The sequence below is a fragment of the uncultured Victivallis sp. genome, from assembly GCF_944391105.1.
In the GTDB taxonomy this organism is placed as follows: Bacteria; Verrucomicrobiota; Lentisphaeria; order Victivallales; family Victivallaceae; genus Victivallis.
The window spans coordinates 37,167-62,935 of record NZ_CALXSK010000019.1 but is presented as its reverse complement, the minus strand read 5'-3'; the positions used below and the strand labels follow the sequence as shown (position 1 = coordinate 62,935).

The 25,769-nt window shown below is 57.6% G+C and carries 21 protein-coding genes; 5 read left to right on the top strand and 16 right to left on the bottom strand.

Features of this window, described 5'->3' with window-relative positions; all coding sequences use genetic code 11:
* The 3 genes from Q0K10_RS07825 to Q0K10_RS07815 form a co-directional block, all read left to right on the top strand.
* Window positions 1-213 (top strand): hypothetical protein (locus Q0K10_RS07825; RefSeq protein WP_294505483.1); only part of this gene is annotated, 213 nt, incomplete at its 5' end.
* 21 nt (window positions 214-234) lie between these two features.
* The gene (locus Q0K10_RS07820; RefSeq protein WP_294505480.1) at window positions 235-711 is read left to right on the top strand and encodes a hypothetical protein; all 477 of its coding nucleotides are present in this window, start codon (window positions 235-237) and stop codon (window positions 709-711) included.
* A gap of 15 nt (window positions 712-726) precedes the next feature.
* A complete protein-coding gene (locus tag Q0K10_RS07815) occupies window positions 727-1,593 on the top strand; it encodes a PHP domain-containing protein (protein ID WP_294505477.1) in 867 nt (288 codons plus the stop codon).
* Between the two features lie 81 nt (window positions 1,594-1,674).
* On the opposite strand, the gene Q0K10_RS07810 is transcribed toward Q0K10_RS07815, so the two are convergent.
* From Q0K10_RS07810 to Q0K10_RS07740, 15 genes are all read right to left on the bottom strand, one after another.
* The gene (locus Q0K10_RS07810) at window positions 1,675-2,406 is read right to left on the bottom strand and encodes a tRNA threonylcarbamoyladenosine dehydratase (RefSeq protein ID WP_294505475.1); all 732 of its coding nucleotides are present in this window, start codon (window positions 2,404-2,406) and stop codon (window positions 1,675-1,677) included.
* Window positions 2,403-3,890, bottom strand: a complete 1,488-nt coding sequence (locus Q0K10_RS07805) for an excinuclease ABC subunit UvrC (protein ID WP_294505473.1) — start codon at window positions 3,888-3,890, stop codon at window positions 2,403-2,405. Before Q0K10_RS07805 ends, Q0K10_RS07810 begins: the two co-directional genes overlap by 4 nt.
* Before the next feature lie 382 nt (window positions 3,891-4,272).
* Window positions 4,273-4,860: a hypothetical protein gene (locus Q0K10_RS07800; RefSeq protein ID WP_294505470.1), complete on the bottom strand. Its 588-nt coding sequence runs from the start codon at window positions 4,858-4,860 to the stop codon at window positions 4,273-4,275.
* Between the two features lies 1 nt (window position 4,861).
* Window positions 4,862-5,221, bottom strand: coding sequence for a hypothetical protein (locus Q0K10_RS07795; RefSeq protein WP_294505468.1), 360 nt, complete (start codon window positions 5,219-5,221; stop codon window positions 4,862-4,864).
* Window positions 5,218-5,805 carry a sigma-70 family RNA polymerase sigma factor gene (locus tag Q0K10_RS07790; protein WP_294505465.1) on the bottom strand — a complete coding sequence of 196 codons (588 nt, stop codon included), beginning with the start codon at window positions 5,803-5,805 and terminating at the stop codon, window positions 5,218-5,220. Before Q0K10_RS07790 ends, Q0K10_RS07795 begins: the two co-directional genes overlap by 4 nt.
* 78 nt (window positions 5,806-5,883) lie before the next feature.
* The gene (locus Q0K10_RS07785; RefSeq protein WP_294505463.1) at window positions 5,884-6,279 is read right to left on the bottom strand and encodes an NUDIX domain-containing protein; all 396 of its coding nucleotides are present in this window, start codon (window positions 6,277-6,279) and stop codon (window positions 5,884-5,886) included.
* A gap of 15 nt (window positions 6,280-6,294) precedes the next feature.
* Window positions 6,295-7,215 carry a dihydroorotate dehydrogenase gene (locus Q0K10_RS07780; protein ID WP_294505461.1) on the bottom strand — a complete coding sequence of 307 codons (921 nt, stop codon included), beginning with the start codon at window positions 7,213-7,215 and terminating at the stop codon, window positions 6,295-6,297.
* Between the two features lie 8 nt (window positions 7,216-7,223).
* Complete coding sequence (locus Q0K10_RS07775; protein WP_294505458.1) at window positions 7,224-8,000, bottom strand: dihydroorotate dehydrogenase electron transfer subunit; 777 nt, start codon at window positions 7,998-8,000, stop codon at window positions 7,224-7,226.
* A complete protein-coding gene (locus tag Q0K10_RS07770; protein ID WP_294505456.1) occupies window positions 7,987-8,616 on the bottom strand; it encodes an MBL fold metallo-hydrolase in 630 nt (209 codons plus the stop codon). Before Q0K10_RS07770 ends, Q0K10_RS07775 begins: the two co-directional genes overlap by 14 nt.
* Window positions 8,613-12,392 (bottom strand): DUF3857 domain-containing protein, encoded by a 3,780-nt coding sequence (locus Q0K10_RS07765; RefSeq protein ID WP_294505453.1) that lies wholly within the window; start codon window positions 12,390-12,392, stop codon window positions 8,613-8,615. The genes Q0K10_RS07770 and Q0K10_RS07765 overlap by 4 nt, the downstream gene beginning before the upstream one ends.
* Window positions 12,393-12,885: 493 nt before the next feature.
* Complete coding sequence (locus tag Q0K10_RS07760; protein ID WP_294505451.1) at window positions 12,886-14,250, bottom strand: MFS transporter; 1,365 nt, start codon at window positions 14,248-14,250, stop codon at window positions 12,886-12,888.
* A gap of 155 nt (window positions 14,251-14,405) precedes the next feature.
* Window positions 14,406-16,853 carry a glycoside hydrolase domain-containing protein gene (locus Q0K10_RS07755; protein ID WP_294505448.1) on the bottom strand — a complete coding sequence of 816 codons (2,448 nt, stop codon included), beginning with the start codon at window positions 16,851-16,853 and terminating at the stop codon, window positions 14,406-14,408.
* A gap of 74 nt (window positions 16,854-16,927) precedes the next feature.
* Window positions 16,928-17,749, bottom strand: coding sequence for a type II secretion system protein (locus Q0K10_RS07750; RefSeq protein WP_294505446.1), 822 nt, complete (start codon window positions 17,747-17,749; stop codon window positions 16,928-16,930).
* 4 nt (window positions 17,750-17,753) lie between these two features.
* Entirely contained in the window at window positions 17,754-18,491 is a 738-nt protein-coding gene (locus tag Q0K10_RS07745) for a glycerophosphodiester phosphodiesterase family protein (protein WP_294505444.1), read from the bottom strand.
* Entirely contained in the window at window positions 18,488-20,299 is a 1,812-nt protein-coding gene (locus tag Q0K10_RS07740; protein WP_294505442.1) for an FAD-dependent oxidoreductase, read from the bottom strand. Before Q0K10_RS07740 ends, Q0K10_RS07745 begins: the two co-directional genes overlap by 4 nt.
* A 202-nt stretch (window positions 20,300-20,501) precedes the next feature.
* Here Q0K10_RS07740 and Q0K10_RS07735 point away from each other — a divergent pair, with 202 nt between their 5' ends.
* Together Q0K10_RS07735 and Q0K10_RS07730 are read left to right on the top strand one after the other, a co-directional pair.
* On the top strand, window positions 20,502-21,446 hold the full coding sequence (locus Q0K10_RS07735) for a LacI family DNA-binding transcriptional regulator (RefSeq protein ID WP_294505440.1): 945 nt from the start codon (window positions 20,502-20,504) through the stop codon (window positions 21,444-21,446).
* Window positions 21,447-21,648: 202 nt separating this feature from the next.
* Window positions 21,649-24,594 carry a pitrilysin family protein gene (locus tag Q0K10_RS07730; protein WP_294505438.1) on the top strand — a complete coding sequence of 982 codons (2,946 nt, stop codon included), beginning with the start codon at window positions 21,649-21,651 and terminating at the stop codon, window positions 24,592-24,594.
* A gap of 39 nt (window positions 24,595-24,633) precedes the next feature.
* Here the strand turns inward: Q0K10_RS07730 and Q0K10_RS07725 are convergent, their stop codons facing one another.
* The gene (locus tag Q0K10_RS07725; RefSeq protein ID WP_294505437.1) at window positions 24,634-25,758 is read right to left on the bottom strand and encodes a serine/threonine-protein kinase; all 1,125 of its coding nucleotides are present in this window, start codon (window positions 25,756-25,758) and stop codon (window positions 24,634-24,636) included.
* Between the last annotated feature and the right edge of the window lie 11 nt (window positions 25,759-25,769).

The following is a 25,769-nucleotide window of genomic DNA, read 5'->3' as shown; positions in this document are numbered from 1 at the left end:
TTTTTTCAACCGGTTCAATCCCGCTTTTTCATCAACCGCGTCTCAGCAGGGACGCAACAGATTCTTAAAATAATCCATTCTCCCTCTCTTTTCAAGCTCAAATTACAACTTTTTCGCAACTTTTATGAAGAAACCGCTCCCTGCGGCCCCCATGCGCTTGACGAATGCTCAGCCAAACGGTACATTAATGAAATGTCAAACTCAATTCAATGATTCATAACCACGGAGACTTACATGACGATCGCCTCCAGCTCTGCGCTCGATGCTTTTTTTAAAAACAACGACTTCTCCAGCCCCGGAACGATTCTATCTCTGATTCTGGTCGTTCTGGTCGGCATCTTCATTTTCCTCTTCAACGCAATGGCCATGCGACGCAAACAACTTGACATCAAAATCCATTTCCTGTCCGTGATTTTAAATCGGCGGCGGCAGATCGCAGCGGAACTCGACGAACACTCCCCCGTCCCCGAAACCAGCTCCATGGCCGCCCGCCTCGCATGCGACGCCATTGCAGCAGACCGAATCGCCGCACTCCCCCACGATTCCCTTTCTCCGGCGCTCATCGACGAATACAGAAAACTCGGCGAAGCCCTTGCTCAGGCGCTCCCCGAATGCCGCGCAGAACTCGAACACTATAACCATCTCGTCGAAAAAAAAGATTCCAGATGGTTTACCAGACTCTGCCGTTTTAAACCGCGCGAACGCTTTTAACATCATTCATGGCTCATGATGCAATATATTGATCTTCACGTACACAGCAACTCCTCCGACGGGAGTGATTCTCCCGGCGAAATCGTCAAAATCGCTGCGGCATCCAACCTCGCAGCCGTCGCTCTGACCGACCACGACTCCGTCGGAGGAATCCCTGAGTTTCTTGAAGCAGCCCGCCATTTTCCCGGAATCGAGGCCATTCCCGGCGTCGAAATCTCAACCATGTTCGGCAACCGCGAACTGCATATCGTGGGACTTTTTCTCGATCATACAAACCCCGATTTATGCGCCTTCCTCGAAGAGATGCGGAAAAATCGTGAAATCCGCAACGAGGCGATCCGCCGCAAACTCAATTCCCTCGGCTACCCCCTCACCTGGGACCATCCGGCCCTTGCCGCGGCCGGCGACACCGCCTCGATCGGACGGCCACACTTCGCCCGGGCTCTCATGGAAGATTACGGATTTCCCTCCCTCCAGTCCGTCTTCGACAAACTCCTGAAACGGGGCTGCCCCGCCTATGTCCAGCGAACCCTCCCCGATCCGGTCCGCGCATTCGACGCGATCCATGCCGCGGGAGGCGTCTCCGTCTGGGCGCACCCCGTCTATCGCGAGCGCAATGAACGGGCCTGGGCCCGACGCGTCATGAAACGGTTCGCTCCTCTTGGACTCGACGCTGCGGAAGGTTACTACAGCCTCTTCGGTCCCGGAGAAACGCAAATGATGATCGAACTCACCCGGACTTATCAACTCGCGCTCTCCGGAGGGAGCGACTACCACGGGGCAAATTCTCCGAATATCGCTCTCGGCTCCGGCGCAGGAAAGCTGCGTGTCCCCGCAGAACTGCTCGGACCGCTGAAGGCACGCATTCCGAAAAACAGGTGAATTTACGAACAGGCAGGAGCCCTGCCCGGCGGCTCCAGACTGCATCAGCTGCCTGCCGGGCAAAAAGATCCCGGAAAGGTTTCACTCCCGACTCAGCAGCCCCCGGATGACCACACTGGCGCAGATGCAGCCGAAGATGGCCGGCAGATAGGAGATGGTTCCAACCGTGGAACGGAACTTCCCTCGGGAATCAACGGTGGATTCGATGGCGGATTTCGGGACCGGCTCCGGAGAAAATACCACCTTGAGACCACGTGAAACTCCGTGCTCCCGCAGGCGTGAACGAACAGCCCTGGCCAGCGCGCAGCCGTGCGTTTTCGAGATGTCGGCCACCGTTATGAGCGAGGGATCCATCCTGCCGCCCGCCCCCATCGAACTGACAAGCGGAATTTTTCGTCTGCGGGCTTCCAGCAGAAATTCCACCTTGGGGGTCAGAGAGTCGATGGCATCAATCATAAAATCGAATCCAGAATCCAGAAGCTGCGGAATTTTCCCTCCCTCGATGAATTCGTTCCGGGTCAGGACCTTCACTGCCGGATTGATCTCCTTCAGGCGATCCGCCATCACCTCGGCTTTCGGCAGTCCGAGTGTCGAGGTCAATGCGGGCAGTTGACGGTTGCAGTTGGATGGTTCGATGTCATCGCCGTCGACGAGGGTCAACGTGCCGATTCCGGCACGCCCGAGCTGTTCGGCGGCATAAGCGCCGACTCCGCCGACGCCGAGCACAAGAACGTGGGCGTTCTGAAGTCGAGCCAGATCATCTCCGAGAAGAAGTCGGGTCCGTTTCTGTCGTTCGCTGATTGAATCCATCATATTTCCTTCCTGTCGGGGATGGTACTTTTGTGAAGAGCATCGTAGATTTTTCCGGCGAGTTCGTCGCCGATGCCGGGCACTTTTTCCGCGATCTCCGGAGCCGTCGCCTTCTTCAAAGAGCGCAGGGAACCGAACGAACGCAGAAGCTCACGCTTTCGAGCGGCGCCAATGCCGGGGATCTCATCGAGTTTCGAGAGTTCGATCTGCTTGTTGCGCAATTCCCGATGGTACGTGATGGCGAACCGGTGCGCTTCGTCGCGCAACGCCTGGAGCATACGCAAAGCCGGATCATGCCGATCGAGAACAACCGGTTCACTGCGCCCGGGAAGATAAATCTCTTCATTGCGTTTGGCCAGGCCGATCACCGGCAGCGGCGGACAACCGATCTCCACAAGAGCATCGATGGCGGAGGAGAGCTGCCCCTTGCCGCCGTCGACCATGACGAGATCCGGGAGAGGACGCTTCTCCTCCAGCAGCCGGCCGAAGTGGCGGGTGAGAACTTCGTGCATCATGGCGAAGTCGTCGCTCTGGTGGACGGTGCGGATGCGGAATCGACGATAGTTGTCCTTGTCCGGCTTGCCATCCTTGAACGCCACCAGGCTGGCGACGGCCAGTTTTCCGAGGATGTTCGAGATGTCGAAGCCGATGATGCGGGAGGGGAGCTTTTCCAGTCCGAGCGCATCGGCAAGGGCGCGAACCGCCTCGTTGCCCGGCGTGCTTCCCGGCAGTTCCGGCCGGGCGAAAATCCGGTTCTTTTCCCCGAACACACTTTCAAGATTTGTCATGATGTCGCGGAAATGTGCGGCCTTTTCGAATTTTTCCTCAAGCGCGGCTTCACCCATCCGCTGTTTCAGAATCGCGGTCAGCTCCCCGATATTTCCTTCAAGGACGGAAACGGCCCGCTCAACCCGCTGTCGATACTCCTCCGGAGAAACCGCACCGATACAGGGGGCGCAGCAGTCTTTGACAATTCGTTTCAGGCAGCGTTTGCGCGTCTCCTCATCCGGACTGGAATCGCGGCAGGCGCGCAATCCGAAGTGCGCAAGCAGAAACTCCAGGGTCATCCGGAGAGCACCGCCATTCGGGAACGGCCCGAAATACTGGGCTCCGTCATTTTTTCTCAACCGGGCGAGCTTGAGGGTCGGGAAGGTTTCGCTCCAGTCGATTTTGAGCAGCAGATACCGTTTGTCGTCGCGCATGAGAATGTTGTAGTAGGGAGCGTAGTCTTTGATCAGACGCGATTCAAGAATCAGGGCTTCGCTCTCAGTTCGGACCACCTCGTAGCTCCAGTCTTCGATGGAGTTGATCAGCGAGCGCAGTTTGGCGTCCGCCCGGGTGAGCCGGGAGGGCTGAAAGTAGGAGCTCATTCTGCGGCGCAGGTTCGAGGCCTTGCCCACATAAATGACTTTGCCCGACCAGTCGCGATAGACATAAACGCCGGGCTTGTTCGGGATTTCCGATGGATGAAATTCACTTTTCTGCATACGTTACCGGTGAAAATGGATTATTCTTTTCAGTATACATCTTTTTTCCAGAAAATCAAAAGCCGAAGCATCCGGAGATGCAACTCCGGTCGGGACAAACGTCCTGTCCCCCCCGATATCGCATGGAATTCAAATCTCTTGCGGCGGCAGATCACTGCGAAAAATATTTGGATGTTGAAACAGGAGTTTTACCGGAACGGCACTCAAAAGGAAGTGTGGAAAATATCCCGACCGCTCACAGATCTCCGTTTTTTTGGCAGCCGAAAAGATTCGAACCTGTTTTCGCGTGTGGAAAACAGGTTCGTGGTTTCCGGCCTTAAGCTGACCGGGCTCGCAGGTTCGAACCTGCGATGTCTCTCCTCTTCTTCTTGCTCTTCCTTGATTATGGTTTCCGTTTCGGCGGATGTTTACCCGGTTCCGGCAACTCCCCTTTCAGGATGGATTCTACGCGAACTTTGATGATCTGATCGGCATTGGCTTCGCGCTTGGCGAGTTCCCCCTCCAGAAACTTCGTCCGGCGTTTCATCTCTTCAAGCTGGCGTTTGTTGTCCTCAAGCCGCTCCATGTAATCTTCGCGAACATGTTCCGTGATCGTCTTTTTGAGGACGGCCCGCTCCGCCTCGTCCTTCGATGCCCGGTAGCTCTCGACCGCCTTGCGCAACTCGGCAAACCGCGCCATGTCCTCCTTGCGGAGCGCTTCTCCGAGCTCGCGCATCTTCTGCCGGAACTGTTCAGGGTCGCTGCTCTGAAGTTTGAGCATCTCCAGGCGCTGCTGCTCCGTCAGACGCGAAAAAGCCCGCCATACGAACGGCCCGAAACCACGTTCCTTCCGATCCGGTTTGCCCGGCGGAGGCGGTGGTGGAGCAAGTTCATCCGTCTGCGGTGCCGGGGGTGGAACCGCTTCCGCCGCTCCGGCCACGGCTCCGAGCAACAGCGCGAACAAGCCCGCCGCGAATCGCTTTCCAGTCATATCAATATCCCTCCGGAATCTTCACACTCGAAAGTTCCGCCAGCGCCTGGCGGCCCGAGTAAAGTTCAAAACTCAAATTGTAGGACTCCTGCTCAAGCGCCGACCAGTCAGCCAATTCAAGCAGTTGACTGTCAACCGATTTTGTCGGTATGGCCGGGTCGCCATGATGCGCTTCCGGGAACAGGAACACCGTTCCCGCGATCAGCAGTGCCGCCGCCGAGGCCGTGGCGGTGAACACGCAATGCACAAGCGAACGACGGAACCGCGTCATCTTCGCCCTGTGCGCCGCCGCCGCCATGATTCTGCGGTCCAGCACTTCGGGCACGTCGCGCACCCTCAGATTTTCAAACCGATTCTTCATGTGACGATCCCTCCCCGGTCGATTTCCAGAATCAACCGTCTTAAACTTTTCATCGCATACTGCATGCGCCCGAGCACGGTGTTGATCGAACACCCCTGGATCTCCGCGATCTCCTTGAACGCGAGCTCCTGCTGACGCAGAAGAAACACCTCCCGCTGTTCGATCGGCAACCGTTCAACGGCCTGCGCAATCACATCTCCAACCTCTCCGAGCTCCAGCTCCTGATCCGGCTCCATCGCGGCCGGCCCGGCGACCTGCGGTGCCTCTTCCGTGTCGAGCTCCAGGGCCGCAGCGGCATTCCGGTTCCTCCGGATCCGGTCGATGAAGATATTCCGCCCGATCCGGAACAGCCACGCGCTGAACCGCCCCTCATCCCGGTAGCGGGGCAGTTTCTCCAGCACCCGCAGCCAGGTCTCCTCAAACACCTCATCCACTTCGGCCGGGTTGTTTGCGATCAGATTGTTCAGAAATCCGTACAGTTGGCGTTTATACCGGCCGTAGAGCTGCTCGAACGCCCGTTCGTCCCCCCGGACAAAGGCGGCGATCAATGCGCCGTCACTGGCTTCGACATCACTCTTTTCCATAAACATCAGCCCCTGTTCACACCATATAACGCGGCAGACCCGTAAAAAATTGTCCTGAAATCAAAAAAATTTCCCGATTCATCGCGATCCGGCCAGAAATTCCCAGACCGGACGATCCGGCGCAAGCAGTTCCGGCGGCATTTCTCCCCGGAGATCGAACCAGTCAAAACTCTGCCCCTCGAGCGGAGTGACCGCCTCTCCTTCCGGCAGAAAAGCGCGGATGAAACGCAGATGAATCACCGCCTTCTCCGTCTCATGCGAGATCCGGAAAAGTTCGTCAAGCGCCAGGACCTCGACCCCCAGCTCTTCGCGCAATTCCCGTTCCGCCGCCGCCTTCAGGCTTTCGCCGGATTCGATCTTGCCGCCGGGAAACTCCAGTCCGGCCGGCGGCTTCCCTTCCGGCCGGGTCGAGAGCAGAACCTTCCCGTTCCGGCGAATCACCGCGGCCGCGACATACAGAATTTTCTTCTCCATTCCGCGTCTCCCGTGTCAGCAGCGAACTGCGCCGATGATCTCCGAGATGCCCGCGATGCCGTGGCGGTCGAGATAGGCGTTGATTCCTTCGATGACCTTCAGCGCCGCATACGGATCGACGAAGTTCGCCGTGCCGACTGCGACGGCGGACGCCCCCGCGAGAAAGAATTCGATCGCGTCATCCCCGTTCATGATCCCTCCCATGCCGATGACCGGGACCTTGACGGCGTGCGCAACGTCGTAGACCATGCGCACGGCGATCGGTTTGAGCGCGGGACCGGAGAAACCGCCGGTACGGTTCGCGATGCGCGGGCGGCGCGTCTCAATGTCGATCGACATGCCCGGAATCGTGTTGATGAGTGAAACCATATCGCTGCCCGCGTCCACCACCGCCCGCGCGAAGTCGGCGATGCAGGTCACGTTCGGGCTGAGCTTGGTGATGAGCGGCAGTTTCGTCTTCGAACGGACGAGCGAAACCACCTCGTGCGCGAGTTTGAGGTCGGTACCGAAGGCGACCCCTCCGGCCTTGACGTTCGGGCAGGAGATGTTGATCTCAAGGGCCGCGATGCCGTCGCTTTCGGCGTCGAGCCGCTCGGCGACTTCGCCGTACTCCTGAATGGTCTTTCCCCACATGTTCACGATCGTGGTCGCATGGACGCTGCGCAGGAATGGCAAATAGTGTTCTCCGTGCAGAAATGCGTCGACGCCCGGCCCCTGAAGTCCGATGGCATTGAGCATTCCGCCGGTCACTTCCGCGACACGCGGCGTCGGATTGCCGGGCGACGGCTCCATGCGGATACCCTTGACGACCACCGCACCGAGTCGGGAGATGTCATAATATTGATGATACTCATAACCGTACCCGAACGTGCCGGACGCGGTCATGACGGGATTTTTCAGCGTGAGTCTGCCGAGATTGCAGGTGAGATCCGCCATGATGTTCCTTACTCCACATAAACCGAATCGAGATTGAAAACCGGCCCGTCGACACAGGCGCGCGCATAGGCCCATCCTTCCGGAGTGTCTGCCTTGACCTTCACCACACAGGCGAAACACGCGCCGATGCCGCAGCACATGAGGTGATCGATCGAAAGTTCACCGGGCTGATGATGCGCCCGCAACAGCTTTGCCAGTGCCATCAGCATCGGATGCGGGCCGCAGCCGTAAAAGAAAAACTTCCCGTCGGGCTTCTCTGCAAGCAGCTGTTCGACCAGCCCGGTTACGAAACCGCAATATCCCATCGAGCCGTCGTTGGTTGCGACGCGGACTTCGTATCCGGCCTTCTCATACTCGTCGGTGAGCAGCACGTCGCGTTCGCTGCGCGCACCGAGCAGAAAGAGTCCGCGCTGCGGAGCCTGCTTCGTAAGCAGATAAGTCGCAGCCGCGCCATAACCGCCCGCCACGAGAACGGGCGTCACACCGGGAGCCGGGTCGGAGAAGCCGACACCGAGCGGTCCCATCAGATCGCAAACCGCGCCGGGAGCAAGTTCCGAGAGTTCCCGCGTACCGTGACCGACGACCTTGTAGACCAGACTGAGCGTATCGTTTTCGCAGTTGTGAATGCTGAACGGACGGCGCAGAATGCGGTCGTAATGATCGTTGATCCGGACGTGTACGAACTGTCCCGCCCGCGCCTTCGAGCAGATTTCCGGCGCGTGGAAGCGGACGAGAAAGTAGTCGCCTTTGAGGCGGTTGTTTTCAAGAATTTCACCATTGATCATAGCCGGAGTCCTGTAAATATGGATTGTTTTTGCGTTCGCGCCCTACCGTGGTCGCGGGGCCGTGACCGGGATAGATCACGGTGTCGTCCGGCAGTGTCAGCAGCCGGGAGCGAATCGAGTCGAGCAGTGTCCGGGTGTCCCCTCCGGGCAGGTCGGTGCGGCCGACGCTGCCGGCGAAGATCGTGTCGCCGGCGAAGAGAGTCGCAGGCGTTCCGGGAAAGAGAAAACCGCTGCCGCCGGGCGTATGCCCCGGAAGCGGGATAATCCGGAAATCGGCCGCATCGACATGGTCCGTCGTCTTCGGCAGATGTTCCGCCGCGGAGAGATAGGGTTCGAGTGCATTCTCGGGGCTTTCGTAAAGATCGAGATCGGGCGCGCGCAGATAGACGTACTCAGGTTTCACCAGTCGGACAAGTTCTCCGAGGCCGGAGATGTGGTCGACGTGGGCGTGGGTGAGCAGCACGGCGCAGCGGTCATGGTTGATCCGGGCCGCCGCGTCGGCGATTTCCGGCGCGTCGCCGCCAGGATCGATGATGTACAGCGTCCTGCTGTTATCAGGCTGAACCAGATAACAGTTGGTTTCAAGGATTCCGGCTGGAATGGTTGTGATTTTCATGGATTGATCCGTTTCTGTTGTTTCAAGATGATCCGCGAAGCGGAGAGTTTCGAAAGTGCCTTCTGAAGCTCGACGAGCCTGCCGTAGTCGGCGGGAGAGATCTCCTCGACCGGAAGCGCGAGTTCATATTCCAGGGAAAGCACGCCGGGCCCCTCTTCCATGTGACGGAAGAAAGTGGCGCTGCCGGGTTTTCCGAGTTCGAGCCGGTCCGGCCCGGCGGCGACCGGAATGAAATTGCGGGGCAGCTCGATCCGGTATTCGAGCATGACTTTTGCGGGGCGGTTGCGCCAGAGCGGGGTTTTCCGGCTCGATTCGGCTGTTTTGACCAGGCGCGAAAGGGTGGAGAATTCGGGCAGTTCAAATTGCAGATGCCCTTTTGAAACCGCCGCAAAATCCGGCACGTCCAGCGTGAAGAAAAGTTTTCCCGGATAACCGTCGAAGGAGGTGACCGGCTCGCCCCGGAACACGGCGTTCTGCGAAATTCCGGCTGCGAGAGACTCAAAATACTGCCCGCGCTCCGCGGGAGTCATCTCCGTGAACATCTGACGCGCAGCCTGATAGTCGAGGCCGTAGTAGCTGCGGGTCGCCTCGATGCGGGCGGAGCCGTCGGCCTGCAGGCGGATCCGGCAGGAGAGCGCGAGCGCGCTCTCCCCTTTGCGGCGCGGCCGGATCGTCATCAGCCGCCCGGTGTCCAGAGCGAGACCGATCGCCTCCTCCGAGGCGGTGGAGCCGAGCGAGGCGTATTCGCCCGTATCGTTCAGATGACTGTCAAACGCGGGAAGATAAACGAGGATTTTTGTAAAGATGTTCTGCGGAGAACGCATGAGCGGCCGCGTGGAGGCCACCGCGTATCCGAGTTCCGAGGCGGCCACAAAATGGTAGTCGATTCCCACCGCCTTCAGCATCGCGCCGAGCAGAATCGCGCGATCGGCGGAGTCGCCGTAGCCAGACTTCAGCGTCACGTCGGCGGGGGAGAAGGCCGACCATGGCAGTTCGTTCAGCGGCGGTCCGGCCGGGCGGATGTTGCGCGCGACCCAGGTGCGGATCGCGTTGACCCGGAAATCGGCCGGCATCGACACGGGGGCGAGTTTGCGGGCGAGCGCGGCGGCTTCCGGCGCATCCCCGGTTTTCGCATTCAGCGCAGCCGCCAGTTTCTTTCCGAAATCGGCGTAGTCCCCGCTCGAAACCACAATCGTCGGCGCATACATCCAGAGCGGGGGGCGGTCCGACTCCGCCGGCAGCTGCGGAAGATTCGCGGCGCTCCATTCATAAAGGGCCAATTCGTTCTCCCGGGATTCGGAGAACGTCACCTCTTCCGGGGCGGCGGAGTAACGCAGCTGCAGTTTTTTCGGAGCTTCTACCGTAAAGCGCTTCGCGACGATCGGAGAGTCCGCGGCGAACACCACGGCGAGATGGAAGAACGGGCGATTCCGGCAGACGCGGCGGACGACCGTTTCAACCGTCGCACCCGGAACCACTCCCGGCAGACTCGCAACGATCAGCTTCCCCGCCGGATAGCGCGGCGCGGCCGCGACCCATGATGCGTCCATGGTATTGATCTCCTTCGGAGAAAGCGTTTTGACGGATCCGTCCGGGGCGGTCACTTTCGCCTCGATCTCCACCGATTCCCAGACCGGATTGAAGGCGATTTTGAGTTCGGAGTAATCCTTGACGCCCGCGTAGTTCAAGATCTTCCGCGCCATGCGGTCGGTACGCGTCCAGGCGGAGGCGTTCTCCAGTTTGACTTCGACCGAGGAGGAAAGAATGATCGAGTTCGCAGCGGGGAATGCCGTCGCGGCGGCGTTTCCCGCCGCCGTCGCAAAATCCGGGCAGGCGATCGGCAGTTCGCGTTCCGCCGCATCCACTCTGGCGAGCGCCCGCTTGAGTTCCGCGTACCCCTTCGGCCGGAGTTCAACCGTGTCGATCGAAAAGTAGTTCTCCCCCGTCAGCACCGCACCCTCCTCCCGCAGGACCCGGTTGAAGTTCATGATTCCGGGAGCGCTGATCGTGGTGTTCTGCGGCAGTGAAACGATGCGGCAGCTCGGCGGGAGAGTGAGTTTGTAGCGCTCCGAGACGCCGCAGGTCGAAAAGAGCTGCATCGGGAATTTCCGCTCCTTGAGTCCGACCGAGCCGAGCACGAAGTTCGCCGCGCCGAATTCGGAGCCGAAGCAGGGCAGTTCCAGCAGATAGACCGGCCCCTTTTCCGGCAGATACCCTTCCGCGCGGAAGGTCAGTTCCGCAACGAGCGGCCGGCTCATGTCGCGGATGTTCTCCGGAAAAATCTTCAGCGATTCCAGCTCCGCGCCCGCAACCGCCCGTTTCAGGCAGGTGGCGAAGAACTGGCGGCGGTAGTCGAGCGGCCAGCGCGAAAACGCATCGCGGTAGATCTGGTCGTTCACGCCGAGAAAGTCGATAACGCTGCGCCCCTCAAGCGTGCCGTCCGGCGTGACGGACGCCTCGGTTTTGATTTTGAGCAGATTCTTCGCAGTCGGAACCAGTTCGGTCCGGCGCAGAATCTCGCCTTCGGGTTTTGCGACGAGATAGCTCATATTCGCCATGGTTGAAGGAAGGAGTTCGGCAGTGGTCTCGTAGGTCGGGTCCATGAGAATGTAGTGGCCCGGCCGGTCCTCGACCGCCGTGACCGCGTGGTTGAAGTAGTTGTTCGGGACCTCGTCGTCTTTCGGATATCCGGCCATGAACAGCACCGGAAACGCCTTGATTCCGGCGACTTCGAGCATTGCGGCCAGCAGCGCGGCTTTGTCACGACAGACGCCGTAACGCTGGTTGAAGGTCAACGAGACATCGTGCGGTTCGTACCCAGGCGCTTCGGTCTCTGCGGTGATGCCCATGTAGCGGATCTGCTGGGAGACGAACTGAAAGAGCGCCATGATCTTCGCCTCGGGAGTTTTCGCGTCTTTCGTGAGTTCGGCGACCTTCGCGCGGATCTCGGGCGTCACGGCATCGAGGCGGGGACGGCAGATGTTGTAGTACCACCGGGAAATCTCCGGCCAGTCCTTTGCGGTGCTGACCAGAAGCCGCTGGACACACATGTAGACCGGCGGCATGTCCGGTTCGGGGATGATCTGCGGGACGTTGGCGGCGGTCCAGGTGTAGAGGATGCGGCCGTCTTTCTTCACTTCGGTGGCCCGGATGCTCCCTTTGACTTCGTCCTTGATCCGGATTGCGCGCAGCGGAAGCGCCTCCGGCGCATCGATCTTCACCTCGTAATGGAGGATCGGCGTATCGGACTGCAATACGTAGATGTTGCTCCATACCCCCGGAATGCGCGGCTTGAGGATCGTCTCTTTAGAAACAATGTGGACGATGTCGCCGATTTCGAGCTCCGGAATCGTCACGGCAAAAATTTTGTTGGCCGGATCGTAGATGTTCGCGCCCATCTGAGAGGGTTCGACCGCGACTTTCCCATTGGTTTCCACATCGATTTTCACGATTTTCCCATCGGGTTTGATGACTTCCAGGAGGGGGAGTTCCAGTTTTTCATAGGAGGTATTGAACTGGAAGGAGAGTTCGCGCAGATTGCGCCGCCCGGTTTCGGTCAGAATTTTCTGATAGAAGTCATCGGTTTCGACGCCGGTTCCGTCGGGCTGATAGACGGCGCTCTGCCAGTCGTACAGCAAAACGGTTTCGGCGTTCGGAAACCGTTCTGAAGTAGCGAGGGCCGATTGCGCCTTCAACTGTTCCGGCGTAACCGCCGCCGACAGCGACAAAACTGCGGACAGCAACGCCGCGAACAATACTCCAAACACTCGTTTCATTCTTTCTCCTCCAGACCTTCCGGGACTCAAAACAGCATTCATTCAACCTATAAGATAAACCTTTTTCCGGGAAAATGAAATGAAAAACGCAAGATTTATTTGAAATTTGCAGTTCCGGCACTATATTTATCAGGACATGGTCATGAAAAACCCTTTATTATTCAGGAGTTGAAATGGGACAGCAGCTTAACAAGATTCAGAAACGCCGCCGCCGCAAGGCCTACCTCGAACGCTGCAAAGCGAAGATCCGCGCTGCGATCGGCGCTGCGAAGAAGAAATAATTTTCTTCTGCGGACAGAGGCCCGGAGGTGTTCATCACTTCCGGGTTTTTTTGTCGTTCCGGTTCCGGAGTCCCGTGTGTTTTCCGCGAACGCGGTAATGGAAACGGGCACGGATTTCGTTCATGGTTCCCGGTCAAAGAATTCCTCCGGTACGGTGACGGCTCAGCTCTTTTCTTTTTTGCCGTGGACGTATATGGAACTTTGATTTGTTGTTACCGGTTTTTCTGTTCTTCTCTCTGTGCAATGGTCGGTGGTACATATCCGTGTTCGCCGCCGAGTTGTTTCCAACGCAGGTAGACCCAATGCATCAGCAATACGCTCAGGAAAGTGAAAAGGAAATCCCAGACAAAAAGGTATTGGTAACCGAGTTGATCAATGAACCATCCTCCGAAAGCATTCGATGCCACCAGCAGCACGGATTTGATCATGGCGTTGGCGCTGGAGAACTGCCCGAATTGACTTTTCGGAAAGAGGCAGATGGACAACGGCAACCCCGAATTGTTTTGTATAACATAGACTACCGTGATCAGCATGGTCGTAATGAAAAATGAGGGATAGTCATGGCAGAAGAAAAATCCATAAATGTTGACCGCTATCACCATCCATGCCGCCGCAATATACATGCGAAGCGGATGAAAACGATCGATCAGATAACCTACCGGAATTGCCAGGCCGATCGACAAAATGCTTCCGCATGCCATGATCCGGCCGTATTCGCCGGTCGAAAGTCCGAGGTATTCTGTGCCGTAGAGAATATTGAACAATGCCCGGCAGACCGTGGATACGTTGTTCAGACCGAGTCCCAAAAAAACAATCAGCCAGTAGGGCATGGAAAAACATTCCTTGAAATAAAGACGGATCCGGTCGACGAAAGTCATCCCCCCGGGAGACGGCGGAGGATACTCCCCCTCTTTGACCTTCAGGCACATTCCTCCAAAACCGATGACGTAAATCAACGCTATAACGATGCAGACTAGTGCCATGTGAGTCTGTATTCCCGGCATGACAAGCAGATTGAACAACAATCCGCCGCAACTGCCGGCCATGCGGAAGAAACCCATGAAACGTCCCAGCAGTTCCTGAGGGACAACATCGGAAAACAAATAGTAATAAACGCAACCCGCAAAAAGATCGAAAAACAGGAATCCGATGGAAAAACATGCGAGTACCCCGATAACAAACGATGCGACGGCCGCTTCGTTTTCCGTCACCAGGCCGGCGAGTCCTCTTCCGATCTGATCGCTGAATCCGAGCAGGATCAGAAACATGGATACAAAAGGAACGCCCCACAGAAGATAGGGAATGCGCCGCCCCCATCTCCGGGTGCGCGTCCGGTCACTGGCCGTACTGATAATCGGATTTACGATGAAGTTCAGCAGCGGCGGAATGCTTCCGCACAGCAGCCCGATCGTGAAGTTGCTGGCGTCGTGTGCCCGCAGCAGCAGAGGAACGATAACAGGTCTGGTGTTCTCGAGCAGCACCAGGCAGAAGTCTCCCCAGAGCAGCCAGCAGAACAGCGTCACGACACCGCAGCGGGTGTAGGTGAGAGTTCCGCACTTGTAGGTTTGTTTTTTCATGGAACATATTTGTGAGTGATAAAGCTCCGTGACAGGACGCGGCAATTCGTCCTGATTGTTTCGCCGGGCGGCGGAAGAAATGTCAGGAGCGATGGAGAGGGATCCCGCCGCATCGTTCTGCGGCGGGAATCGGATTTCCGGTATGGACACGACTTTTAACGGGTACCCGGGGCGTCTTCGATCAGGGAGGCGATTCCGGCCCGCCAGGCGCGGAGTACATTCGGATCGCGCGAATAATTCCGCATGCTGTTGACCAGAGCAGCGGGGACGATCAGAGCTTTTTCCGCTTTTGAGCACCAGAGGGGATCCTGTCCGCTTTTTTTCGCCTCCTTCAGGCGCATTTCCAAAATCTTCACATAGGCGTAATCCTCGAGTCCGTCACGGAAGTTTTCCAGCCGGATCGATGCCAGCGGGGTGCTGTCCGGCCCCGGATAGGTCCAGTTTCCGTCTCCGTTGTAGCCCGGATAGCTTTCCGCCGGCCATTCGAGGAAGGGACCGGAAGTGATCGGTTTTGTGCTGTTCCAGTGACTGGTCTGGTAGTAGAGAAAGCCGTCCGGCCGGTATTTCGCCGCCATTGCGCCCATCAGCAGTCTTGCTTCGATCGCCGGGGATTCGATGAATACATTCGCGTAAGGGCGTTGTGGATTGAAGCAGATGTACCACCAGACCTGTTTCCCCGCCTTACGGGCTAGCTCTGCCTGCTTCACGTTATATTCGGAGGTTTTGGGGCAGAACCAGTCGAATGAGGCGAGCTGGCCGTCGCAGCCATAGGTTTTGTCGAACGCCGTTGTGAACAGCGGTACATCGGGAAACTCTTTTTTCAGAATGGAGGCGGCCCGTTCCGCGTTGGAAAATGTCGGGGGCTTGCTTTCATCGCATCCGTAAAGATAAGCATATTCAAGCAGTCCGAGGGCTTTGGCTTTTTCATATCGCGCCCGGATCCGTTCGATTTTCTGCTGGAATTTGTCGTCATTTTCCTCGATGGGCTTGATATTGTCCAGATTGAAGGCGCGCAGAGTGCCTCTCCGTTTTCTTTCGACGAGATCGTCAAACTGCGGTTCCCAGTTATCGTAGGCGTAAAGGCTGTCGAGTCCCAGATAGTACTCCTGAAGAAAATCGCTCCAGGCTTTCTTCTGTTTCCGCCACGCCCTGGCCGGGGCGTCGGGATTCAGGCGCTCCCTCGGATCGGCCTGCGGATTGATCATGGGGATGATACCGTCCCGCGGCCAGAAGGTCACGGCCAGCGGGAGCATGGAGTGATCCGGCAGCGAAAAATTGCGAACGCGAATCGCAAGAGGAACGCGAAACACTTCTACGCCTTCCACCGTGACGCTCAGGTCTCCCCGGTAGATTCCCGCCGGCTGTCCTGACGGAATATCGGCCTTGATCCAGAACGGCTGCGCCTCTCCTGCACGGATTGTCACATCTTTCAGGAACGAAAGCAGCACATCCGGCCAGAACCCGAGGTAATCCGAACCGAAAATCGGTTGAAAACGGGTTTCGATGAATCCGACCGGGACTGCGGTGATTGCGGATTCCGGCAGGGTTCTTCCGGCCGGATCGATAAAGACGCCCGGGCGGATTCCGACAGCTGACCGGTCTTTGTTCAGCGGCATGGCGATTAGCTGGACAGACTCCTTCTCGTTGCCCGCCACATCAAGTTCGAGTTTTTCCGGGAGCGGATGAAAAACCGCCGCGCGCGGCAGAACTTTTTCGGCGGAATCGGCCATGCCGAGCAGAATGTCTTCGGAATTCCCGGCGGGAGAGAAGTTCCGGCGGGTTTTCGAGAAACTGTTCAAGACAGGCAGAAGTTTCGGCAGGTAATGCCATGTGGGACAGGCCGGGTTGTTCAGGAGCATATCGAATTTTCCGTTCAGAATCGCGGTATTCAACGACTCTGTTTCCCGGTTCAGATATTCGACGAAGGAATCCGGCAATCCGGCAGCTGCGTCTGAGATTGCCTTGGGGGCGATTAATTTCTGCTGCCGCAGCGGTTGGAGCCGGGCCTCTTTCCCCGCTGCGACGAGTTTTTGGAAATCCGGCGAGAGCGGCGGAACGGCTTCCCCGGGTTCGAGCAGGGTGATATTGTCGAGAAAGATCCGAACGCCGCCTTTCGGATTGGCGGAGTAGAAGTGTATCAACCCGACGTCCGTCAGATCGATTTTCCGGGTTCCCCGCCGGAGTGAAATCACCCATTGCCGCGCCGAGAACGGTTGAAGAATCTGCCGGAAAAGAGTTCCCTCCTGCGCCTTCTTCCCGGTATTGGCGAGATACAGATTGAATTGTGTCGCCTCGAGGCAGTCATTGTAGACCGTAACACAGAGACGATCGAATTTTGACCAGTCCTTCGGCACGCGGCGGGTTTCAAATGCCGGCCAGATGGAGTATTTCCCATCCCATTTCGGCGCGGTGAAAAGCAGGGCATATCTGCCGCCGGATACCACTTCCCGGGATCGGGTCAGGGTGTCGGTTTCGGAATGGCGGATCTTCCAGCTTGCCACATCCGACTCCTGTTCAAAATCGAAGAGCACTTCCGCCGCATTCCCTGCCGGCAGCACGGCCAGAAACATTGCCAGCAGGCAAAATAAATTGAATTTTCTCATAACTTCTCCTCCGGTGTTTCCATGTTCCGGTGATTGCTCGTCAAACGTTCCGTCCGGAACCGGTTACGTTGATTTTATTCTCCTTTTTTTCTGGTGAAAACCAGATTTTTGTCCCAGACGCTGACAGTGACATTCGCCTGATCCTGCACCTTGTATTCTTTCAGCAGGGAGTCCAGAAAACTTCCCGGATCCGAGTAGGCCGCGACATGTCCGTCGAGAAAGGCGAAATTCCCATGCGTTTTGTGCTGTCCAAGATAAAAGAACGAACTGTCATCGTAAGTTGATTCGTTCAGGTTCGAAGTTATGCGCACTCCGGCATGCATTGTGCCGCACCGGCCGTGATCGGAATCCGGATTCATCGCCTTGTAAAGGCAGAAAACGTCGCCGAGCATCACGAACTCCGATGGATAGACAATGCGTTGCGTGAAATAATAGGTGTTTTTGTTGACCGTTCTCATGCAGCGCAGTGGAATGTGTTTGTTCCGGGACGCGTAAATATTCCGCATCCGGTATGCGTTGTCCGGGTCGAATTTTGTGGTCAGATTGGACGGGCAGCAGACCTCATTCGGCGCGTATGATAAATAACCCTTCATCCGCAACGGCTTGCTCCAGTTGCTGTGTTCCGCCTCATCGATCACCAGGGCGCCTTTCCAGTCGTTGATGTAGAATATCTGCGCCGTGATACACTGTTTGAGATTGCTCGCACATTTGACGCTTTTGGCTCTTTCCCTGGCCTGATTCAGCGCGGGCAGCAGCATGCTCGCCAGAATCGCGATGATCGCAATTACAACGAGAAGCTCTATAAGGGTAAAAGCGGCAGGAGGACACCTTTTTTTTTCGAATTTTGAAGAGATTTGGCAGGGAGTCGGTTTTCCGGCGTGTATTGTATGTTTCATGGTCTCATTTTCCTCCTTTCGGGATCAGAATATTGGTTGGAATGTAATCAAGTTTCAGATCTATCATGATCCGGAGACGTTCCGGTGAATCTGCCGCCCGGAGACAGACTCGGACGCCGTGTTTTTTGGTTTCCGCAATCCGTTCCGGCGGCGCCGAGGCCGGATCCGGATAGTTCCACGAGACTCCGCCGTTGCCGAGTTCCGCCAGCCGCTCCAGCTGTTCCCGGGTGGTGAAAATGTGGTGGAGAAAAATGTTCGGGTCGATGCTTCGCGCCTCTTCCAGATGGGAAAATTCCGTAGAGGAGAATACGGCGTGATGGATCAGGTCGTATTTCCGCAGAGCAGCCAGGATTTTCCCCGCAACCGGCGCTTTGCTTTCCAGGAAGGGAACCGCACCGTATTTCCGGCAGATGGCGAGATACTCCTCGAACGTCGGCAGGAGCAGTTCATCATCATCCAGAAGTTCAACCCGGTTTCCCGAGGTGAAGCGGAGGCGGCGCAGTTCGGAAAGCATACTCTCCGCGATGGAAAGCGCCGCGTTGAAACGGCCGCCCGTATCCGGATTGTGACAGCAGACCAGCGCACCGTCGCGCGTTTCGTGCACGTCGCTCTCAATCGCCCAGAATCCGAGGCGCCCCGCCGCTTCAAATGCGAACAGGGAGTTCTCCGGCGCCAGCGGCGTAAAGCCGCGATGAGCGATCAGACGGGGGAAGGAGGTTTCTTCAAACAATCTTTTCCTCATTCATTTACCTCAAAGGCGAAAAGGTGGACGCTGCCGCTGCCGTAGGTGTGATACAGCCGGGCGGAAGCCCAGGTTTCCAATGGGACAAGACGAATCGCCTCGGTCTCCACATGGAGAGTATCCCGCACAAGGCGCATGATATTGTTGTCTTTTTCATAGACGCTCTCCCAGCCGCCGTCGGCAGACGGAATCTCCAGCCGGAATTTTTTCAACATGCACGTGGGAAATCCAAACGAAGTACCGTCGTAACTTTGCGCATGAAAAAGCGGCATGGGAATCTTGACGAGATTCGGATTCCCCTCCACAAATTCGCGGTCGAGATCGCTGTCGGTTACGAGCCGGAAGGAGGAGAGTTTCACTTTCCTCCCGAACGAATAGGTGATCGGCTGATTCAATTTCCCGAAAAAGCCGTTGTCCGTCCCGGCATAACGACGGTCGATCCCGTTGCGCAGTGCTTCCGGGTTGCCGGCAGGGGAATCGAGGGTCGCCGTCCGGCAGAGTTTTGAAATCTCCCGGCGGAAATGGGGCAGAAAACAGTCGTCATCGAGCAGCAGTTCCCGGATTCGGTCGATCTGGTCGCGGCATGCCGCACGCGGCGAAAGTCCGTGCGCAACTGCGACGGCGGCTGCCGTGCCGACCGCCTGCCCCATGATCCCGCAGGTGCCCATGACCCGCGTGGAGCAGAACGCCACATGGGTGGCGCTGATGTTCCGGCCGGCGAACATCAGATTGTCGATGTTTGCCGAGTAGAGCGCCCGCAGAGGAATCCCGTAGGGTTCGGACAACCGCCGTTTCTGCAGATGGGCGCCGCCGCATCCGGAGAGCTCGAAACCTCCCGGCAGATGGTTGTCGATCTGCCATGCACCGTAGGCGACTTCATCGGGGAAAGCGGCTCCCTGCTCCACATCGTTCTGCGTCAGGATGCAGTCGCCGATGTATCGGACACTTTCGCGTTTTCCCGGCAGAAACCCGACCCATTCCAGTTCCCAGTTGTCCGCCCCATGGTCGCCGTGGTTCTTCATGTGGTCCCAGCAGCCGAAGGCGATTTTCAGAAGTTCGTCACGGATCTCCTCGGTGTCGTGAATGGAATCACGCAGCCCCCCAAGTTCAATCCAGTAAAAATTGGTATTGAGATCCCGGAGCATCGTATGGGGCTTGTCGTGCATTTCGGCGTCGCTTGTGAATCGGCAGGCCCACGGCGGCGGCGTGAATTCGACTTTCCGGTCGGTTTCCCGGGCCTGAAGCAGCAGGCTCATTCCCATGGTATGACAGTCGGCTGTTTCGAGTCCGAACTCCTCGCCGTGTTCTGAGGCGGCTTCGCGTCCGATCCGATGAAGTGCTCCGGTCAGCGGGGCGAGAATACTGTCGCCGGAACAGTCGGCAAAGATTTTCGCCCGTACCGTGTGCCACGTATAGGTTGTGAGTTGAAATCCGGTTACAGACGTGATTTTCGTTCCGTTCATTTCGGCGTTGCAGCAGGCGCAGTTCATCAGCAGTGTAATGTTCGGTTCGAACCTGACCTTCTCATAGAGCAATGCGTCCCAGAGCGAATAATTCCGCTTCGGGTTGCGGTGCATGTTCTCCAATGCGATCTCTTCGAGAATGCCGGTCTCCTGCAGGTAAGGCACGCGTGACCCGGCCCCGCAGATCCACATGCGAATTTCGCTGGAGGCGTTTCCGCCGAGCACAGGCCGGTCGTGCATCAATGCGACCCGGAGCCCATGCCGTGCCGCGGAAATCGCGGCAAGCATTCCGGCAATTCCGCCCCCCACAACGCAGAAATCTACCTCGTGAACGTTTTTTTTCAATCCGTTTTCCTCTGAAAAAATGGGTTTCAATGGATGTTTCCTTCTTTTCGGTCTGTCATGCTTTTCATTTCCAATTATACTCGATTTTTCCTTTCGGAACAATAGACGAACCAGGCTATTTGATGAATAAAAATGAATAAAATTGGAAATATGAGATTTTAGCAATTATATTGTCATTACGATGAAAAAGGTCAATTCAACAATGGTGGCCCGGGCGGCGGGGGTTTCGCAGGCAACCGTATCGCGGGTTCTGAACAATCATCCGGCTGTGGATGAACGGACGCGCCATGCGGTGCTGGCCGCCGCAGCCTCGCTTGGATATTCTGTGCGGATTCGGGGAAAACATCTGCGTGTCGGGATTGTGATGTCGAAAAATACGCCGATCGGCAGTTATCAGGCGATGGCGCTTTCTGCATTGAAAACCGATGTTTACCGCCGGTCTTGGCAACTGGAAATTGTTTTCAACGAAGACCTTGCCGTGCTTGGAAGCCGGGCGTTGAGCGGAGCGGTTTCCATCTCGGGAGACCGGGACCTGAATTGCCGGTGGAGTGAATTCACCACGCTTCCGCTGGTGCGGTTTGCGGCGCGCAGTTCGCATTCGGACAACATCTATTCGGTCTACACCGACGAGGAACCGCTCTGGCGGGAAATGCTGAAAAAGCTTCATGATCTCGGACATCGCCGGATCGGACTTCTATTGCGGCGAACCCGATCGGCCGATTCGGTCCTCTATGAGAATTACGGAGAACTCTTTCCACGCTTAATGGCCGGATTCGGGCTGGCAGACGCGGAAGAGTTCGTCTCTTACGGCGAAGCGGGAATTCCGTTGGCGGAACGTCTGGACTCCCTTCTCGTCAGAGGGGTGACGGCTCTTGTCGTGATTCCTTGTGACACGGCGCTGGAGGTCTGCGCTGAGCTGCGGAAGCGCGGGATCCGAATTCCTGACGATCTGTCGTTGATTACACGCGATTTTGCCGGGGTTGCGGAATTCTGGGATCCTCCGCTGACGGTTCTGCGGCCCGATTATGCGGCAATGAGCGCCTCGGCTCTGGATCTGCTGGAGCGATTGGTTCGCGGAGAACGTGATGTGGAGGACATTGCGATTCCCGGCACTCTGATTCTGCGGGAATCGGTTCGCCGCATCTGAAACGGCTTCCATCTCACAGGGCGGGGAATCATCGCTCCTTCTTCGTGGTGCGGCGGAGTGGATTCTGCCGGATTCTTTCAAGCTCAGAGTGCCGTTTCGATTTGATTTTCCGGCGCAAAGCACTATGTTGAAAATCAAATTCCCGGGAATCTGCCTATGGAAATGTTTCCGGAGGGTTGTTCAGTCAAAAAGAGGAGGACTCATGTCTTTTTTTCATAAAATCACACTGGCATTGGTGCTTTGCTTCACGCTTGCGTCGGGGCTTTCCGGCGGAGCGACGCCGCTCTTCGGAACGCCGCTCCGGGATGACCCGATGCAGGCCCGCTTCCACCGCCTCGACAACGGCCTCACCGTGGCGCTCTCAGTCAACCGCGAAACGCCGAACATCCGCGGCTGTATCGCGTTCCGGGTCGGTTCCGGCAACGATCCCGCCGACAAGACCGGGCTTGCGCACTATCTCGAACACCTGCTTTTCAAGGGTTCGGAGCGGCTCGGCACGATCGATTTCGAGGCGGAACGGCCGCTGCTTGAACGGATCGAACAACTGTATGACCGTCACGAGGCGAGCAGTGATCCGGAGGAGCGCCTGGAGCTCTACCGCGAGATCGACCGCCTTTCGGCCGAAGCGGGGAAATACACCGTCCAGAATGAATTCGTTCAGGCCGTCAACGCGATGGGCGGCAGCGGACTCAACGCCTATACGAGCCTCGACCGGACGGTCTATTTCAGCTCGTTTCCGGCCAATCAGCTCGAAAAATTCATTCTGCTTGAGTTCGATCGGTTCAGGAGCCCGGTTTTCCGTGGTTTCCACACGGAACTCGAAACCGTGTTCGAGGAGTACAACCTCTATCAGGACCGTTCCGATGCGCGGTTTTCCCAGCTGCTGCTCACGGCGCTGTTTCCGAATCATCCGTTCGGCCGTCCGGTGATCGGGCTGCCGAAGGATCTGAAGAATCCCTCGCCGCGCCGTGTGATGGAGTTCTACCGACAGCATTACGTTCCGGGGAATATGATCATTGCACTCGCGGGCGACTTCGACCCGGATGCGGCCCTGCGGATGATCGAACAAACCTTCGGGACACTTCCCGCCGGAGAAATTCCGCCATCGCCCCTGCCGGAACTTGAACCGGTCAAGGGGGAGAGCATCCACACGCTGGTCGCACCGGAAAACGAACTCTGCGCGGTCGCGTGGCGAATGGAGAAACCGACGCTGCGGGAACTCGACCTGTTCGAACTCTCCGCACGGGTTCTGTCGAACGGGTCAGCCGGAATTCTCGACCAGAATCTGAATATCCCGCAGAAAGTCGCCGACTCCGGCGCCGGGAGCGGCGGGAAACCGGGCGTCTACGGCTACCTGCTCGTGAGCGCGACTCCAAATCCCGGAGATTCTCCGGAACGTGCGCTCGAACTGCTCAACGCCGAGATGGAAAAACTCAAGCGCGGCGATTTCCCCGACTGGCTGCTTACGGCAATCCTGGACCACGCCGAGCTCGACCGGACCCGCTCGCTGCGGAACAACGACTTCCGGGCCGATCAGCTGCTCGACAGCTATCTTGAGCGCATCGACTGGCCGGACGCCGCAAACACGCTTGCCCGCCGGAGATCGATCACAAAGTCCGAGCTCGTCGAATTCGCCCGAAAACACTTCGGCCCGGATCGCCTGGTCTTCTTCCGGAAAAACGGACCGCTCTCCCCCGCCGAAAAACTCGCAAAACCTCCGCTCACTCCGCTCGTGACCGCACAGGGACATTCGGCGCTCTTCCGGGAGCTTGCGGCGATGAAGGTCGTCGCGATCGAGCCGGAGTTCCCCGACATCGAATCGGGAATTCTCCGCGACAGCATCCGCATCTGCGATGAACACCAGTCTGACGACCGGGGGAAACGTGTGTTGCGGGAAGCCGAATTCAACCGGATCCCGAATTCCCGTGACAACCGTTTTCAGCTGAGTTACCGGTTCGCGATCGGCAGCCGCCACAACCGCCTGCTGCCGATTGTCGGCGAATACAGCGCGGTTGCCGGAACGGAACAGCGTTCCGCCGAGGCGCTGAAACTGGAACTTTACAAACTCGCCGGTTCGGTGTCGATCACCGTCGACAAGGAGGAAACGGTCGTAACCCTCACAGGGCTCGCACGGAACCTGCCCGCCATCGCCGGAATCGCGAACGAAATGCTCAGCTCCCCCGCCGTCAATCCCGACGCCCTGCGGCGGCTCACCGGGAAGATTCTGCTTGAACGCAAGGCGGAAAAGGAGAACCCGGACACGGTTCTGTACGCGGGACTTCTGCCTTTTGTGCGTTTCGGGGCGGAGTATCAGAAGAACTCCACCCTCTCCGCAGGTGAACTCGAAAGGCTGGAGGCGAAAGAGATCGCTTCGCTGCTGCGGGAATTGACCGGCTTTCCGGTCCGCATCAACTACTACGGTCCGGAGCTGCCTGAACTCAAACGCATCGTCGCAAAACTCATACCGCCGCCGGAGAAGAATCCTCCCGCCCCGTGGAGGCCCGTGGAGCGGCCGATCACGGCTCCCGCGGTCTATTTTGTACACGTTCCGAACGTGAGTCAGCTGAAACTGCTCTATCTCTCCGCCGGTGAGCGGTTCAATCCTGAAAATATCGGTGTGCGGTTTCTCTTCAACCGTTACTACGGCAGCGGAATGGCGTCAGTCACATTCCGGACGTTGCGCGAATCGAATTCGCTCGCGTACAGTTGCTACTCGAATTACGCCACTCCCGAAGAACCGACGGAGAATCACTTCTTTCTGATCTCTCTTTCCACCCAGGCCGACAAACTCGCCGACGCAATGAAGGCAGTCAGTGCAATGGGATTCCCCGTCGACTCCGCCGCGATTGAAAACAGCCGCGACACGCTGCTGAAATCGCAGGCCGCCGAGCGCTGGCATGACGAAGCCCTCTTTGAACTTGCGGAGAACTTTCGGAAAATGAAACTTCCACCGAATTACCGCGAAGTGACCTATCGGCAGATTCAGAAAGTTTCGGCGGCGGATCTGCAGGAGTTCTACCAACGCGAGATCGAGGAGCGCCCGCGCGCACTCCTCGTGGTCGGCGACGCCGACAAGGTTGACTGGAAAACGCTCGAAGCATTCGGACCCGTCAGGCGGCTTTCGGTGGACGAAATCTTTCCACGTTGAACCTCTCCAGCAAATCCTCCTCCCGGGCGTGGGAGGAGGTCACTGGATCGCATCCAGATAGTAGTAGGCGAGAGTCGCCAGCGCCGCGGCCAGAATCAACGTCAGCAGCACCAGCACGATCAGCCGGTTCCGGCCGAGAAACATGCCCGCGTGCTTGAGCGGCGAAGCGTTTTCGGCCTTCGGCACATAACCGGTCTGAAACGCGAAAATATCCTCGCGCAGTTCCGCCACGCTCCGGTACCGGTTGGCGGGATTGACCGCCATCGCCTTCTGGCAGATTGCCTCCAGCGCGGAAGGGATGTGGCGGTCATCCGGCGCGACCGCTCCCATCGGCGGGATCTCTCCCGCGACAGTACGGCGCAGAACCTCCTCCATCGGAAGGGCCGAAAGCGGATTGCTCAGCGTGAGCATCGCATAGAGAATTCCCCCGAGCGCATAAATGTCGGAGGCAAAACCGACCGGATGTTCCTTCGAAATCCGGATCTGTTCCGGAGCCATGTAACCGGGGGTGCCTTTTACATGCCCGTTCGCATCGACATCCTTGACGTTCGGCGAGGCGACCGGCGAATCGGGATTCAGCGAACGCGCGAGCCCCCAGTCGAGAACCAGCACTTCACCGTATTCGCCGATGTTCACATTTTCCGGCTTCAGATCGAGGTGACAGATTCCCTGCGAATGGGCGAATTCAATCGCGTTGCAGATCCGGATGAACACCTGCAGCAACCGGAGCTGACTGAAACGGTGCACCGTCTCCGGATCCTCCTTCTTAAGCCGCCGCAGCACCGACGCAAGCGACTGCCCGTGCAGATATTTCATCGTGAAAAACGGTGATCCGGAGCTGTCGACCCCGAGGTCGTGCACCGGCACAATGTTCGGATGCTCCAGCTGTGCCGTGAGTCTCGCCTCGCGCACAAACCGCTCCAGATCCACGCGCGGACGCTCCCTGAAATCCGGCATGATCGCCATCGCGACTTCCCGCCCCGTATCCGTGTCGAACACCAGAAGGACGCTCTTCATCCCGCCGAAGCCGATGCTCCGCAGAAATTTATAACGCTCCTGCGGCTTGATCGGCAGCGAGGCGAAAACATCCACTTCGTCCCGCCGTTCCGCGGGAGGGGCCCCGATGTTGATGACCCGGGTTTTAAGATCGGCGGATCGTGTCATTGGAAACGGTT